At 33.3% G+C, this 14,173-nt stretch carries 8 protein-coding genes; 2 read left to right on the top strand and 6 right to left on the bottom strand.

Going from position 1 to position 14,173, the window contains the following annotated elements; genetic code table 11:
* Positions 1-353: 353 nt before the first annotated feature.
* From ACEN2I_RS03955 to ACEN2I_RS03935, 5 genes are all read right to left on the bottom strand, one after another.
* On the bottom strand, positions 354-1,472 hold the full coding sequence (locus tag ACEN2I_RS03955) for a C40 family peptidase (protein WP_441764813.1): 1,119 nt from the start codon (positions 1,470-1,472) through the stop codon (positions 354-356).
* A gap of 385 nt (positions 1,473-1,857) precedes the next feature.
* Positions 1,858-4,122 carry an aconitate hydratase gene (locus ACEN2I_RS03950; RefSeq protein ID WP_441764812.1) on the bottom strand — a complete coding sequence of 755 codons (2,265 nt, stop codon included), beginning with the start codon at positions 4,120-4,122 and terminating at the stop codon, positions 1,858-1,860.
* Between the two features lie 127 nt (positions 4,123-4,249).
* Positions 4,250-7,033, bottom strand: coding sequence for a bifunctional aconitate hydratase 2/2-methylisocitrate dehydratase (locus ACEN2I_RS03945; protein WP_441764811.1), 2,784 nt, complete (start codon positions 7,031-7,033; stop codon positions 4,250-4,252).
* Between the two features lie 450 nt (positions 7,034-7,483).
* Positions 7,484-8,437, bottom strand: coding sequence for an AAA family ATPase (locus ACEN2I_RS03940; RefSeq protein WP_441764810.1), 954 nt, complete (start codon positions 8,435-8,437; stop codon positions 7,484-7,486).
* 78 nt (positions 8,438-8,515) lie between these two features.
* Positions 8,516-9,949, bottom strand: a complete 1,434-nt coding sequence (locus ACEN2I_RS03935) for a peptidylprolyl isomerase (RefSeq protein ID WP_441764809.1) — start codon at positions 9,947-9,949, stop codon at positions 8,516-8,518.
* 480 nt (positions 9,950-10,429) lie between these two features.
* Here ACEN2I_RS03935 and ACEN2I_RS03930 point away from each other — a divergent pair, with 480 nt between their 5' ends.
* Positions 10,430-11,869 (top strand): alpha-amylase, encoded by a 1,440-nt coding sequence (locus ACEN2I_RS03930; RefSeq protein WP_441764808.1) that lies wholly within the window; start codon positions 10,430-10,432, stop codon positions 11,867-11,869.
* Between the two features lie 153 nt (positions 11,870-12,022).
* Positions 12,023-13,612 carry a peptide chain release factor 3 gene (locus ACEN2I_RS03925; protein ID WP_441764807.1) on the top strand — a complete coding sequence of 530 codons (1,590 nt, stop codon included), beginning with the start codon at positions 12,023-12,025 and terminating at the stop codon, positions 13,610-13,612.
* Positions 13,613-13,852: 240 nt separating this feature from the next.
* Here the strand turns inward: ACEN2I_RS03925 and ACEN2I_RS03920 are convergent, their stop codons facing one another.
* Positions 13,853-14,161: a DUF3467 domain-containing protein gene (locus tag ACEN2I_RS03920; protein ID WP_441764806.1), complete on the bottom strand. Its 309-nt coding sequence runs from the start codon at positions 14,159-14,161 to the stop codon at positions 13,853-13,855.
* Positions 14,162-14,173: the final 12 nt, after the last annotated feature.

Below are 14,173 nucleotides of genomic sequence, written 5' to 3'. Positions count from 1 at the left end.
ATTAAAATTATAACCAAAGATCCTTAGAATTTGCATTGTCATTTAATTGCATGAAACACACATTCAATGTCAATTGAGGAAGTGGATAATAAAACTCTCTTCTATATTAATTTAAAGATAAATGAATAAGTTTTATTCGTGAAAATTCCGTCTATAAGCTACTAAACCAGATTGAGATAGATTGCAATAGTCATTGAAATGAATTAAAAACAGCCTTACAGAATAAGGATTTTGTAGTTGGAACTTTTAAATGAATTTCTAATAATGAATTGCAATTGATTGAAATTTAATAAAATGCTACCAGAACATTTTAAAGCTATTTATTTAAGCAAAAACAGACACTGTCCCAAAAATCATTGTAACACCCGATTTACCTGCGAAAATGTTCGTTCGTAATATCCTTCTTTAGTTGAAGAAATCATAACACCGCCATGAGTTGAGGCGTGAACAAATTTAATTTCCTCATCTGTTACTTCAACCACCATTCCAACATGATTGATCTGGTGTCTTCCGTTTGTTTTAAAGAAAATCAAATCACCTTTTTTCGCTTCTTCTGTATTGACTTTTATACCTATTCTGGATTGTTCCAGTGAAGTTCTGGGTAATTTAATATCAAAATTCCCAAAACAAGTATACATCAATCCGGAACAATCAAAACCTGCTTTTGATGTTCCTCCAGTACGATAACGAATACCAATGTTATCGGTAGCATTAAAAACCAATTGATCTATCAATTCTGAATGATTGGAAAATTTCACTATTCCAGAATCTACTACAACAACTGAAGTTTCCGATTTTACAATTGGATTATCTAACGATTTTTCCGGAGAAGTAACCTGAGAATTTATATTTTGATATGCTACGGCTTTTTCTTTTGAAGTGAGGATTTTTAATTTATAACCAATAGGCAATGTGGTCTTAATTTCAGGATTTTGCTTTTCTAATTCGGCTACACTAATTTCGAATTCCTTAGCAATAGCATATTTAGTTTCTTTCGGCATTACTTCCCTTATAACCTCAACCAGCAATGTTTGCATATTTTCAACTGGTTTTTGCAAAACGGAACTTCCATTTGATGGAATAACAATTTGCTGTCCTATTTTAAGTCCTTCGGTTTCTAATAATGGATTTGCCTTTTTTAAGTCTTCTACTGAAATTTTATATTTTTTTGATATTCCCCAAAGTGTTTCTTTTGCTAAAACTTCATGCGAATCTGGATTTATTTCTGTAATGGATTCGCTTGGTTTTATTACAGTGGAATGATTTTTATTGGGAATTAATAAAACTGAATTCAGTTTTAAAATTTTAGGAGCATCAGGATTTGCATCAGAGATATCTTTGGTTTTCACGCCGTATTTTTTTGCAATAATGGTAAGATTTTCTCCTTTTGAGATCGTATGTTTGATATAATTTTCCTGAGAAAAAACACTAACACTAAAAAGCAAAAATATAAAGACGAACCTGAAAATCATTATTTGGAAATTTTGAATTTTATATACTATTTGTTCCTAATTATAAACGTCAAAAAAAAACAATATTACAAATAATGCGAATTTAACTTTTTAAAGCAATAAAAACACTTTTTTTAACAACAATTTCATTCCGGATTGACAAACACTGAACATTTTTTAAGTGTAACTTAAAGTTTTTGTGTGAGTTATATATTTATTTTAATACATTAAATTTATGTTATGGATAATATTGAAAACTGAAGCCCAGCCCAGATGGAAGCGCTATATCCTTTTGTTTTTTTCTTTAAAAAAACAAAAGGATATAGCGGACAGTTGGAAATAACCTCTTAAACAAAAAACGCCCTGTATTCACAGAGCGCTTAGTACTATAATTGAATCTTAAAAACTAAGCTTTTCCCGCAGCAATTAAGTTTAATGCAGAACCCGCAACGAACCAGCCAATCTGACCTTCGTTGTAGGTATGGTTAGCCAAAATGACATCTTTAGTACCATCTGCATGAACGAATTCTAATGTTAGTGGTTTTCCCGGAGCGAACTCAGTTAAATCAATAAAGTTAATAGTATCGTTTTCCTGAATTTTATCGTAATCTGCTTCGTTTGCGAAAGTCAGTCCCAAAAGGCCTTGTTTTTTAAGGTTAGTTTCGTGTATACGGGCAAATGATTTTACCAATACCGCTTTAACTCCTAAGAAACGTGGCTCCATAGCGGCATGCTCACGAGAAGAACCTTCACCATAATTATGATCACCCACAACAATAGACGGAATCCCAGCAGCTTTGTACGCACGTGCTACAGCAGGAACTGCATCGTATATTCCTGTTAATTGATTTTTAACCGAATTTGTTTTTTGGTTGAATGCATTTACGGCGCCAATCAGCATGTTGTTTGAAATATTATCTAAATGTCCGCGGAAACGCAACCATGGCCCTGCCATAGAAATGTGATCCGTAGTACATTTCCCGAATGCTTTGATTAATAATTTTGCACCCGTAATATTTTTACCATTCCAGGCATCAAACGGAGCTAATAATTGCAAACGTTCTGACGTTGGACTCACAACAACCTGAACTCCTGAACCGTCTAATGCCGGTTCCTGAAATCCCGGGTCTTTAACATCAAATCCTTTTGGAGGCAATTCGTCTCCTGTTGGAGCTTCTAACATTACTTCTTCTCCATCTTCGTTGATCAAAGTATCTGTTAAAGGATTAAAACCTAAATCACCTGCAATAGCCATAGCAGTAACCAATTCAGGAGAACCTACAAAGGCTAAAGTATTCGGGTTACCATCTGCACGCTTTGAAAAGTTACGGTTGAAAGAGTGAACAATTGTGTTTCTTTCTTCTTTCTCAGCTCCTTCTCTATCCCACATACCAATACATGGCCCGCAGGCATTAGCAAAAACAGTAGCTCCAATTTTTTCGAAGGTATCTATAAATCCATCTCTTTCAATTGTATAACGCACTACTTCAGAACCTGGAGTAATTGTAAATTCAGATTTTGTTTTTAAGTTTTTAGCACTTACTTGTCTGGCCAAAGAGGCTGCACGAGAAATATCTTCGTAAGAAGAGTTAGTACAAGAACCAATTAAACCAACCTGAATTTGTAATGGCCAGTTGTTTTTGATTGCTTCTTCTTTCATTTTAGAAATTGGAGTAGCCAAATCTGGTGTAAAAGGACCGTTTAAATGCGGCTCTAATTCAGATAAATTGATTTCAATAACCTGATCAAAATATTTTTCCGGGTCCGCATATACTTCAGGATCGCCTGTTAAGTAAGAAGCTACTCTATCAGCAGCATCAGCAACATCAGCTCTGTTTGTAGAACGCAGATAACGACTCATGGAATCATCATAACCAAAAGTTGAAGTGGTAGCTCCAATTTCAGCACCCATGTTACAAATTGTACCTTTACCAGTACAAGACATAGAAGTTGCACCTTCTCCAAAATATTCAACAATTGCACCTGTACCACCTTTTACGGTTAAAATACCGGCAACTTTAAGAATAACATCTTTAGGAGCAGTCCAACCTGACAATTTACCAGTTAGTTTTACTCCGATTAATTTAGGAAATTTCAATTCCCACGCCATACCAGACATCACATCTACAGCATCAGCTCCACCAACACCAATGGCTACCATTCCTAAACCACCTGCATTTACAGTATGAGAATCGGTACCAATCATCATTCCGCCAGGAAAAGCATAATTTTCAAGTACTACCTGATGAATAATACCGGCTCCCGGTTTCCAGAAACCAATTCCGTATTTATTAGAAACTGACGATAGGAAATCGAAAACTTCGTTACTCTGTGTTTTGGCTCTGGCTAAATCGGTTGCAGCATCAACTTTTGCCTGAATCAGGTGATCACAGTGAACCGTTGTAGGCACTGCAACTGTTTTCTTTCCAGCGTGCATAAATTGCAATAATGCCATCTGAGCTGTAGCATCCTGACATGCCACGCGATCCGGTGCAAAATCAACATAATCTAATCCTCTTCCAAACGCCTTAGATGGATTTCCATCCCAAAGGTGATTGTACAAAATTTTCTCAGTCAATGTAAGTGGACGACCAACAATTTCTCGTGCTTTATCAACACGACCAGGCATGTTTGTGTACACTCTTTTAATCATTTCTATATCAAATGCCATAATTGTGTAATTGTTTTTATTTATTTTTTTTGAACATTCTAAGGTACAAAAAAATGAGCAGTTACTAATAAAAAAGCCTGAGTTTATCTCTCAGGCTTTAGAATTTTATGATTAAATTATAATTTGATTATTGCACCAATAATTTATGAGAAGGTGCAAACGTAGTTAAATTAATACCTTCTACTGCCGTTACATATTCTTCTATGGTAGGAGTTCGACCAAGAATAGTCGAAAGAACAACAACTGGTGTAGAAGAAAGCAATGACTCTCCTTTTTTACCCTCAGTATCTTCTACAACTCTTCCTTGGAAAAGACGAGTAGATGTTGCCATTACTGTATCTCCTTTAGCAGCCTTTTCTTGGTTACCCATACAAAGGTTACAACCAGGACGCTCTAAATACAACATGTTTTCATATGAAGTACGTGCTGTACCTTTAGGAGCATTATCATCAAATTCGAAACCAGAATATTTTTGTAAAATTTCCCAGTCACCTTCTGCTTTTAATTCATCAACAATATTATAAGTAGGAGGAGCTACAACTAGTGGTGCTTTGAATTCTACTTTACCTTCTTGTTCATCAATATTCTTAAGCATATGTGCTAAAATTTTCATATCTCCTTTGTGGACCATACAAGATCCGATAAATCCAAGATCTACTTTTTTAACTCCACCATAGAAAGATAAAGGTCTAATAGTATCGTGGGTATATCTCTTAGAAACATCTGCATTATTAACGTCTGGATCAGCAATCATTGGCTCAGCAATCTGATCAAGATCTACAACAACTTCAGCATAATATTTAGCGTTTGCATCTGGCCTTAAAGCTGGTTTTTCACCAGAAATAATTTCAGCGATTCTCTTATCAGCAATAGCAATCAATCCTTTAAGAACTTGATTTTTGTTATCCATACCTTTATCGATCATGATCTGGATTCTACCTTTTGCCATCTCTAGAGATTCAATCAAAGTATAATCTTCAGAAATACAGATAGATGCTTTTGCTTTCATTTCAGCAGTCCAGTCTGTAAACGTGAACGCTTGATCTGCATTAAGAGTTCCTAAATGAACCTCAATAATTCTTCCTTGGAATACATTTTCTCCACTAAATGTTTTTAGCATTTGAGCTTGCGTAGCATGAACCACATCACGGAAATCCATATACCCTTTCATATCTCCCTTGAAAGTTACTTTCACAGATTCTGGAATTGGCATAGAAGCCTCACCAGTAGCCAAAGCTAAAGCAACAGTTCCTGAGTCAGCACCAAAAGCAACACCTTTAGACATTCTTGTATGAGAGTCACCACCAATAATGATAGCCCACTCGTTTACAGTAATATCGTTAAGCACTTTATGGATAACGTCAGTCATTGAATGGTAAACGCCTTTCGGGTCACGAGCTGTGATCAAACCGAAGTCGTTCATGAATTTCATCAATCTAGGAATATTTGCCTTAGATTTACTATCCCAAACTGAAGCAGTATGACAACCTGATTGGTAAGCACCGTCAACAATTGGAGAAATCACAGTAGCAGCCATAGACTCTAATTCCTGAGAAGTCATCAATCCAGTTGTATCTTGCGAACCAACAATATTTACAGTAACACGAACATCAGAACCAGCGTGTAACACTTTACCAGGAGTTGTTCCTACTGCATTTTTATTAAATATTTTTTCAACAGCTGTAAGCCCTTGTCCTTCTATAGAAACCTCTTTTGATGGTGCGTATACAGGAACAATATCGATCCCTAAAGTTTTTGAAGCAAATGTTTGTAATTTTTTTCCAAATACAATAGCATAAGATCCACCAGCTTTTATAAATTCTATTTTTTGAGGAGTGAAAGCTTTAGAAATATCAATTAATTCTTTGTCTCCGTTGTAAAGTTTCTTAGTTTTTGTATTGATCGTAAGAACAGTACCCGTAGCAACAGAATAAACTTCTTCCAAAATTGGATCGCCACTTTCATTAAGAAGAGGTTTTCCATTTTCGTCAAGCTTTTTTACCCAGTTTTTAAGATCTAAACCAATACCACCAGTAACATCAACAGTAGTTAGGAAAATCGGAGAGATACCATTTGTTCCTGCAACGATTGGGGCAATATTAATAAATGGAACATAAGGACTTGCTTGCTTTCCAGTCCAGAGTGCCACGTTGTTTACACCTGACATTCTGGAAGAACCAACACCCATTGTCCCTTTTTCAGCAATTAACATCACGCTCTTATCAGGATTAGCAGTTGCCAATGCTTTGATTTCTGCTTGTGCTTCTGGCGAAATTAAACATTTTCCATGAAGTTCACGATCTGAACGGGAGTGTGCCTGGTTTCCTGGAGAAAGTAAATCTGTAGAAATATCTCCTTCACCAGCAATATAGGTAATTACCTTTATTTCTTCTGCAATTTCAGGTAATTTAGTAAAGAACTCAGCTTTAGCGTAGCTCTCTAAAATTTCTTTAGCAATTTCGTTACCGCTTTTGAAAGCTGCTTCTAAACGATCTGTATCAGCTTCATAAAGAAAAACCTGTGTCTTTAAAACCTCCGAAGCATCTTTTGCTATTGCAACATCATTACCTAAAGCTAAATCAAGTAAAACGGCGATAGAAGTTCCACCTTTCATATGAGACAATAATTCTAAAGCAAAAGCAGGCGTAATTTCAACAACTACTGATTGACCTAGAACAATTTCCTTTAAAAACTTAGCTTTCAAATTAGCAGCCGGAGTGGTCCCGGGTACAACATTATAAATAAAGTAGTTTAGAGAATCTTCTCTATATTCATTATTTACATCCTTAATTTGAGCAATGATTACACTTAACAAATCGGCACCATCAATAGGTTTCGGGTTAAGCCCTTGTTCTTTACGCTCTTCAATTTCCTTAAGGTAATCTTTATAAACAGTATTATCAAAAGCCATAGTAAATTAGGTATTTTTATTTTTTTGTTCGCAAATTTAGGAATTAAAGCTGACAATTAAAAAAAATATAATAGATGACCCTTTTTGAAAAATTATTATTGCAAAATATTGAATTTCACCATTATTCTTTGCTAATAAACCAATTTAAGCCTTCAATATTAAATTATCAATAATTTAATATCTCTTCTTTAACAAAGTCGAAATTATATGTTATAAAGGAAGTGAGATTTTTATGTTATTTTTAAGAAAGAACTTTTCTAAATAAGTATTTATATCGTTATAGTTTTTTACGTAAAGCAGTTACAATTAAAAAATGAAATTTTCTTTTTCAATTCAAAATATTCTATTAATCAATTCCGAATTTATCTGAAAACTTCCTTAAAATAAAAAAACCTAACAGGCTTTTAAAGTCTGTTAGGTCTACACCATATATTTTTTTGAATTCTACTATTACATCAACTTCTGAATAATAATTTCTTCGGTTATTCCTTCAGCGTCAGCTTTGTAATTTTTAATAATTCTGTGTCGCAAAATACCCGTTGCAACTGCTTTTACATCTTCAATATCCGGAGAAAATTTACCATTAAATGCTGCATGTGCTTTTGCTGCTAAAATTAAATTTTGAGAAGCTCTTGGTCCTGCACCCCAATCTAAATAATTCTTAACAAAATCATTCGACAAAGGATTGTCTGGACGTGTTTTACTTACTAAAGTCACAGCATATTCAATTACATTATCTGCCACAGGAATTCTACGAATCAAATTTTGAAAATCAATAATTTCCTGTGCTGAAAACAATGGATTTATTTGTTTTTTTACATCAGAAGTAGTTTGTTTTACTACCTGAACTTCTTCCTGAAAACTTGGATATTCTAGTTTTACCGCAAACATAAAACGATCTAACTGGGCTTCTGGTAAAGGATAAGTTCCTTCTTGTTCAATTGGATTTTGAGTAGCCAATACGAAATATGGCAAATCTAATTTATGATTTTCTCCCGCAATTGTTACAGAACGTTCCTGCATTGCTTCAAGCAAAGCCGCTTGTGTTTTAGGAGGTGTTCTATTGATTTCATCAGCTAAAATTATATTGGAAAAAATAGGTCCTTTGATAAATTTAAATTGCCTGTTTTCATCCAGAATTTCACTTCCTAAAATATCTGACGGCATTAAATCCGGAGTAAACTGAATTCTTTTAAAATCTAAACCTAAAGCTTGAGATAAAGTGTTTATCATTAACGTTTTTGCCAAACCGGGAACGCCAATTAAAAGTGCATGCCCTCCTGAAAATATGCACAATAAAATTTGATCCACAACTGCATCCTGGCCTACAATAATTTTTGCTATTTCTATTTTTAATTCATTACGTTTTTGAACTAAATTATGAATTGCTGCTACATCAGACATTTAAATATGGTTTTTAATTAAAAAAGAGTTAGTTCTATGAATTCATAAAACTAACTCTTTTTATCTATTTTTTAAAAATTATTTTTTCAACCAATTGTTTGTAAAATCACAATCTCTGTATTCCCCAATAATTTTAATATAGGTGTCTTTTATTTTAGTATCAAACCATTTTCCAATAGCGTTTATTTGTTTTTCTTTTAATGCCAAATCTTTAATTTTGGTATAATCTTTAGCATAATCAGCTATGTGCTGATCAATCCTGTTCGTTACAGTAATTAATTTGTACGTTTTTTTGCCTTTGTCATCTGTATCCAAAAGTGGCTGAGAAACTTCATCATCTTTTAAATTCGAAACCTGACTGTATAATGCCGCATCCATCTTCGTCAGCTCAAAACGTGTATCCTGAGTATTCGGATTAATCAACGTTCCTCCATTTGCTCTGGTTTCTTTTTGATCAGATTCTGTTCTTGCAGCATCAGCAAAAGAAATTTCTTTATTTACAATCTTATTTCTAATGTTTGTAATTCTTTCCTTAGCTTCTTTTAAAGCTGCTTCAGAAACAGTTGGCGAAATTAAAATATGGCGCAATTCAACTTCCTGGCCTTTTATTTTATCAACCATAATAATATGGTAGCCATAGGTAGTTTCAAAAGGTTCTGAAATTTCACCTTCACCCAAACTAAAAGCAACATCTTTAAATTCTTTAACAAACGGAGTTTTTCTGGTCATTTTATAATATCCTCCGGCAGGTGAAGAACCTGGATCCTGAGAATATAAAACTGCTTTTGTAGCAAAACTGGAACCTTCTAAAACATCTTTTCTAATGGAGTTTAATCTGTCAATTACTTTTTGCTTATCTTCTTTTGAAACTTTAGGTTCTACAACAATTTGAGCCACTTCCATCTCAGCTCCAAAAGTTGGCAATTCATCTTTTGGTATTTTTTTAAAGAAATTACGAACTTCTTCAGGTGTAATTTCTACAGCATCAACAATTTTTTTCTGCATTTCTGAAGATAATTTTTGCTCCTTTAATATATCTGCAAAATAAGTTTTAAATTCTTCAACCGAACTTTTTTTATAAAATTCTACAATTTTATTTATATCTCCTCCGGTTTGTCGCATCATATAATTAAGCCTTTCGTCCATCATACTTTTAACTTCTGCATCACTAACGATAATACTATCCTGAATCGCCTGATGGGCATATAGTTTATCTTCTAAAAGTTTACCAAGCATCTGGCATCTGGTAACATCTTTTACCGATCCTCCCTGAGCAGTAATTTCAAGAAAACCTTTATCAATATCTGAATCTAAAACAATATAATCTCCAACTGTAGCAATAATACCATCAATCTTTTGTCTATTGATTGAACTCGTTTCAACAGGTTTTTCAGCTACAACATCTTTAATAATTTCCTGAGCAGAAATAATTGAATTGAAAAAAAGTAAAAAACATATTGTTAGCACCAACTTGTAATCAATAGTTTTTAGCTGTAATTTTTTTAATAACATTATTTTAAATTTAATTTGAATGTAAAGATCTTGCCTTCGTATTTTCCTTTTAAACTAAAAATCATTAAACGAATAAGATTTAATTCTTTTTAACTTATAACGAACAAAAATAACAATTCAATCACATAATACAACTATCAGCCATACTATTAACAAAAAATTATATGGGATGCATTTCGATTTCACAAATTGAACCCATTTCCTTCCAATTATTAACTAAAGCAGAGCCAAACCTACCTTTAAAATTCGTGAATAGCTTTTTGTAAAAATTCAGAAGCTTAAATAGTTAATATCAAAAAAAGTTTTAAACACTACAACGTTTTCGCTGTATAACTATTTTTTTGTAATTACGAATCAAATTGAAAAACTTATACTTTAGATGCATGATTAACAATTTTTAGGTTATTAAATTAAGAATATCTTTTTTTTAAGCTTCAAAATTATCAATTAAAAACTTTATTAACTTAACCAATTCAAATTATGAAAAACTACAATGCAAAAATCTATGGAATAGCTGCAATCTTGGCACTTTTTTGTTCCTGTTCTTCAGATAAAATCTTCGAAGCCAATTCAATAGAAGAAAGTCAACTGTTTGAAATCATTAATGTGACACATCATGATGGAAAGCCTTTTAGCACAGAAATTAAATCATCCCTAACAGGAAAATATGTCGATAATCCTGGTGGCGGAGTTATGATGCAGGCCTTTTATTGGGATGTTCCGGCAGGCGGAAATTGGTGGAATACTGTAACCGACAAAGTAACTGCATGGTCGAACGCTGGAATTGGTTCAATATGGCTCCCGCCTGCTTGTAAAGCACAAAATGGTCCTTTTTCAATGGGATACGATCCAACTGATTATTTTGATTTTGGAGATTACAACCAAAATGGAACTACAGAAACAAGATTTGGTTCTAAAGCTGAATTAGTAACTCTGATTACAAAAGCACATACTGAAAACATGAAAGTATATGCAGATATTGTAATTAATCATAACAGCGGAGGACAATCAGAAGCAAACCCGTTTACAGGAACCAATACCTGGACTAATTTTAATGGAATTGCATCTGGAAAATTTAAACGTACCTATGTGAATTTTTATAAAAATAGTTATGGTAATAATGACGAAGGTTCTTTTGGAGGTTTTCCAGATTTATGTCATGCCGATCCATACGTGCAAGATTGGCTATGGAAAAGAGCTGATGGAGTTGGTAAATATTATAAAAACACTATGAAATTTGATGGTTGGAGATTTGACTATGTAAAAGGTTTTGGGGCATGGGTGGTAAAGGACTGGAATGCAAATGTAGGTGGGTTTTCTGTTGGCGAATTGTGGGATTCTAATGTAAACATATTAAATGACTGGGCCAATAATGCAAACAGTTCTGTGTTTGATTTTGCTTGTTACTACAAAATGAATGACGCTTTTGACGGAAATAATCTAGCTCTTTTAAATGATGATATGATGTGGAAAAGAAATCCGTACAAAGCCGTAACCTTTGTTACAAATCATGATACTGATGAGATTTCAAATAAATTATTAGCTTATTCATACATCTTAACACATGAAGGCTATCCAACAATTTTCTACAGAGATTACGAAGAATGGCTTGATAAAACGAAACTAAACAATCTGATCTGGATTCATAACAACAAAGCAACCGGAACAACATCCATTTTATATTCAGATAATGATGAATATGTAGCAAGAAGAAATGGATATAACGGAAATCCTGGATTGATAGTTTACATTAATAACTCAACATCCTGGCAGGAAAGATGGATACAGACAAATTGGGCTAACACTCAAATTAAAGATTTTACAGGCAACTCTGCTTGGTATCCAACTACACAAGCAGATAAATGGCTAAAAATTCAATGTCCTCCAAAGGGATATTCAGTTTGGTCTATTAATCAATAATTCCTACAAACAACCATTAAAGACTGTCCTAAAAGAGCAGTCTTTTTTTATTTAAAAGGTTTTTATAATTAAGATAATGACTCTAAATTATAGAAGTTAATATTTTTATTAAGCCGTAATTAATAGTACTTTTGCAACCTATTTATACAAAATATGAGCTTTTTAAAAGAAATACAACGCAGAAGAACTTTTGGAATTATCTCGCATCCCGATGCCGGTAAAACAACACTAACAGAAAAATTATTACTTTTTGGAGGTGCAATTCAGGAAGCAGGTGCCGTAAAAAATAATAAAATAAAAAAAGGAGCAACAAGTGATTTCATGGAAATCGAACGCCAAAGAGGTATTTCGGTTTCAACATCTGTACTTGCTTTTAATTATAAAGACAAAAAAATCAATATTCTTGATACACCTGGACACAAGGATTTTGCAGAAGATACTTTTAGAACCTTAACCGCTGTTGATAGTGTTATTGTAGTTATTGACGTTGCAAAAGGGGTTGAGGAACAAACTGAAAAATTGGTTGCAGTTTGTAGAATGCGTAACATTCCAATGATTGTTTTTATCAATAAATTAGACCGTGAAGGAAAAGATGCTTTTGACTTAATGGATGAAGTAGAACAAAAACTGGGTTTAACAGTTACTCCTTTGAGTTTTCCTATCGGAATGGGATATGACTTTCAGGGAATTTATAATTTATGGGAACAAAATATCAATCTTTTTAGTGGTGATAGCCGAAAAAACATCGAAGAAACAATTGCTTTCTCAGATGTCCAAAATCCGGAATTAGAAAAAATTATTGGACAAAAGCCGGCAGACAAGCTTCGTGAAGAATTAGAATTGATCGATGAAGTTTATCCAAAATTTGATCGTCAGGATTATTTAGACGGTAAAATTCAGCCTGTATTTTTTGGTTCTGCCTTAAATAATTTTGGGGTTCGCGAATTATTAGATTGCTTCATTCAGATTGCACCATCTCCCAGACCAAAAGACTCTGAAACTCGTTTGGTAGATCCTACTGAAGAAAAAATGTCCGGTTTTGTATTTAAAATACATGCTAATATGGATCCTAAACATCGCGACCGTTTAGCTTTTATCAAAATTGTTTCAGGAACTTTTGAAAGAAACAAGCCTTATTATCACGTTCGTCAAAAGAAAAATTTAAAATTCTCAAGTCCTAATGCATTCTTCGCCGAGAAAAAAGAAATTGTTGATATTTCATATCCCGGTGATATTGTAGGTTTACACGATACAGGAAATTTTAAAATTGGGGATACATTAACCGAAGGAGAATTAATGAGTTTCAAAGGGATACCAAGTTTTTCTCCTGAGCACTTTAGATATATCAATAATGCAGATCCAATGAAAGCAAAACAATTGGACAAAGGTATTGATCAGTTAATGGATGAAGGAGTTGCTCAGTTATTTACTTTAGAAATGAATAATCGTAAAATTATCGGAACTGTTGGTGCCTTGCAGTACGAAGTTATTCAATATCGCTTAGAGCATGAATATGGAGCAAAATGTACTTATGAAAACTTTCCGGTTCACAAAGCATGTTGGGTAAAGCCGAACGATCCTAAAAGTGATGAATTTAAAGAATTTAGAAGAATCAAACAGAAGTTTCTGGCTCATGACAAATATGGACAGTTAGTATTTTTAGCCGATTCTGATTTTACAATTCAGATGACACAAAGTAAATATCCCAATGTCAAGTTATTTTTTACTTCGGAATTTGAATAAATATACTTCCTTATTAATACAAAATTAAAAAGCGACAACTTTGAAAGTTGTCGCTTTTTTAAGAATTAAATTAACCTTTTTTATGGAAAAATTAATTTTCTTTATTTTATGTTAATTCAAATGTATGGTTAATTAATAACCAATTAAAACATATTCGTTGAAAGTAAATTAAATCAGATTAAATACAATTCCATTAATTTATTTTATAAAAAAAGCTCCTTTTCTGGAGCTTTTAAAATTTTATGCTTGTCCTGCCGGACCAAAATTAAGCGGAATTGGTGCTTGTTCAGTTTCTTTGATTTCGCCATGTGCAGCCTCAAATCGCTGAATATTTTCTCCAATTGCTCTCAATAATCTTTTAGCATGTTGTGGCGTCAGGACAATTCTTGATTTCACCTTAGCTTTAGGAGTACCCGGCATAATATTTACAAAATCTAATACAAATTCAGATGATGAGTGATTGATTATTGCTAGATTAGAATAAATTCCTTCAGCTATAGTTTCATCTAGCTCAATATTAATTTGCTCTTGTTTGTTCGGATTACTCATAATTTTAATATT

This window comes from Flavobacterium sp. W22_SRS_FK3 (assembly GCF_052113665.1).
Lineage (GTDB): Bacteria > Bacteroidota > Bacteroidia > Flavobacteriales > Flavobacteriaceae > Flavobacterium.
This window is presented reverse-complemented; position numbering and strand designations above follow the sequence as displayed.